This window comes from Paracoccus spongiarum, assembly GCF_030732095.1.
Classification (GTDB): domain Bacteria; phylum Pseudomonadota; class Alphaproteobacteria; order Rhodobacterales; family Rhodobacteraceae; genus Paracoccus; species Paracoccus spongiarum.
The window spans coordinates 1-2,500 of record NZ_JAVAMQ010000047.1 but is presented as its reverse complement, the minus strand read 5'-3'; the positions used below and the strand labels follow the sequence as shown (position 1 = coordinate 2,500).

Below are 2,500 nucleotides of genomic sequence, written 5' to 3'. Positions count from 1 at the left end.
CGAAAGCGAGTCTTAAATGGGCGCATGAGTCAGACGGATCAGACCCGAAACCGAGTGATCTAGGCATGAGCAGGATGAAGGTTGGGTAACACCAACTGGAGGTCCGAACCCACACCCGTTGAAAAGGGTCGGGATGACTTGTGCCTAGGGGTGAAAGGCCAATCAAACTCGGAGATAGCTGGTTCTCCGCGAAAGCTATTTAGGTAGCGCCTCGGACGTATCCTCTCGGGGGTAGAGCACTGCATGGATGATGGGGGCCCACAGCCTTACTGAGTCTAAGCAAACTCCGAATACCGAGAAGGACTATCCGGGAGACACACGGCGGGTGCTAACGTCCGTCGTGGAGAGGGAAACAACCCTGACCAACAGCTAAGGCCCCCAATTCGTGGCTAAGTGGGAAAGCATGTGAGACTTCCAAAACAACCAGGAGGTTGGCTTAGAAGCAGCCATCCTTTAAAGATAGCGTAACAGCTCACTGGTCTAATCAAGAGGTCTTGCGGCGAAGATGTAACGGGGCTCAAGCCACGAGCCGAAGCTTTGGATGCACCTTGGGTGCGTGGTAGCGGAGCGTTCTGTGATATAGGACGCTGCCTCTTTCGTATCTTCGGATCCGACGGAGGCACTGTTCTGACTGTGAAGCCGGGCCGTGAGGCAACCGGTGGAGTGATCAGAAGTGAGAATGTTGACATGAGTAGCGACAAACAGGGTGAGAGACCCTGTCGCCGAAAGTCCAAGGGTTCCTGCTTAAAGCTAATCTGAGCAGGGTAAGCCGGCCCCTAAGGCGAGGCCGAAAGGCGTAGTCGATGGGAACCAGGTTAATATTCCTGGGCCAGGAGATGGTGACGGATCCCGAGGGTAGTTTCTTCTTATCGGATTGAAGAGGCTGCTTAGGGGTTCCTGGAAATAGCCCTCCACAAGACCGTACCCGAAACCGACACAGGTGGACTGGTAGAGAATACCAAGGCGCTTGAGAGAACCACATTTAAGGAACTCGGCAAAATACCTCCGTAAGTTCGCGAGAAGGAGGCCCGGTTCTTGCGCAAGCAGGGGCCGGGGGCACAAACCAGGGGGTGGCGACTGTTTACTAAAAACACAGGGCTCTGCGAAGCCGTAAGGCGACGTATAGGGTCTGACGCCTGCCCGGTGCCGGAAGGTTAAAAGGAGATGTGCAAGCATTGAATTGAAGCCCCGGTAAACGGCGGCCGTAACTATAACGGTCCTAAGGTAGCGAAATTCCTTGTCGGGTAAGTTCCGACCTGCACGAATGGCGTAACGACTTCCCCGCTGTCTCAAATGTGGACTCAGCGAAATTGAATTGTCTGTGAAGATGCAGACTTCCCGCGGTTAGACGGAAAGACCCCATGCACCTTTACTACAGCTTCGCACTGGCATCAGGATTGCGATGTGCAGGATAGGCGGTAGGCTTTGAAGCGGGGACGCCAGTTCCCGTGGAGCCATCCTTGAGATACCGCCCTTCGCACTCTTGATGTCTAACCGCGGTCCGTCATCCGGATCCGGGACCCTGCGTGGCGGGTAGTTTGACTGGGGCGGTCGCCTCCCAAACAGTAACGGAGGCGCGCGAAGGTTGGCTCAGAGCGGTCGGAAATCGCTCGTTGAGTGCAATGGCAGAAGCCAGCCTGACTGCAAGACTGACAAGTCGAGCAGAGTCGAAAGACGGCCATAGTGATCCGGTGGTCCCGAGTGGAAGGGCCATCGCTCAACGGATAAAAGGTACGCTGGGGATAACAGGCTGATGATGCCCAAGAGTCCATATCGACGGCATCGTTTGGCACCTCGATGTCGGCTCATCTCATCCTGGGGCTGGAGCAGGTCCCAAGGGTATGGCTGTTCGCCATTTAAAGAGGTACGTGAGCTGGGTTTAGAACGTCGTGAGACAGTTCGGTCCCTATCTGCCGTGGGTGTTGGATACTTGAGAGGAGTTGCCCCTAGTACGAGAGGACCGGGGTGAACGTTCCACTGGTGGACCAGTTGTCGTGCCAACGGCAGTGCTGGGTAGCTATGAACGGACAGGATAACCGCTGAAGGCATCTAAGCGGGAAGCCCCCCTCAAAACAAGGTATCCCTTGAGAGCCGTGGAAGACCACCACGTCGATAGGCCGGAGATGTAAGTGCAGCAATGCATTCAGTTGACCGGTACTAATGGCTCGACAGGCTTGATTTGATCCGGAAGAAGGCAGACTGCCTTCTCCCAGAAGCATCCTTGGACAACACCGGCCCAAAAGGCCGACGCTGAGCGTTTCTTTCCCGGTCTGGTGGCCCTAGCGCGAGCAAAACACCCGATCCCATCCCGAACTCGGCCGTTAAGTGCCGCTGCGCCGATGGTACTGCGTCTCAAGACGTGGGAGAGTAGGTCACCGCCAGACCTGGAAAGAAACGCACCCCTCTGAAACGATGAAAAAGATCAGGACAACCTTGCCGCGGGGTAGAGCAGCCCGGTAGCTCGTCAGGCTCATAACCTGAAGGTCGTTGGTTCAAATCC

General features: G+C 55.7%; 2 rRNA genes (1 of these 2 cut by a window edge). Both read left to right on the top strand.

The annotated features are described in order from the left end of the window. A 23S ribosomal RNA gene (locus Q5Y72_RS19450) occupies nt 1-2,182 on the top strand (it extends 650 nt beyond the left edge of the window). Nucleotides 2,183-2,269: 87 nt separating this feature from the next. Beyond that, nucleotides 2,270-2,384: ribosomal RNA gene (rrf, locus tag Q5Y72_RS19445) — 5S ribosomal RNA — on the top strand. Nucleotides 2,385-2,500: the final 116 nt, after the last annotated feature.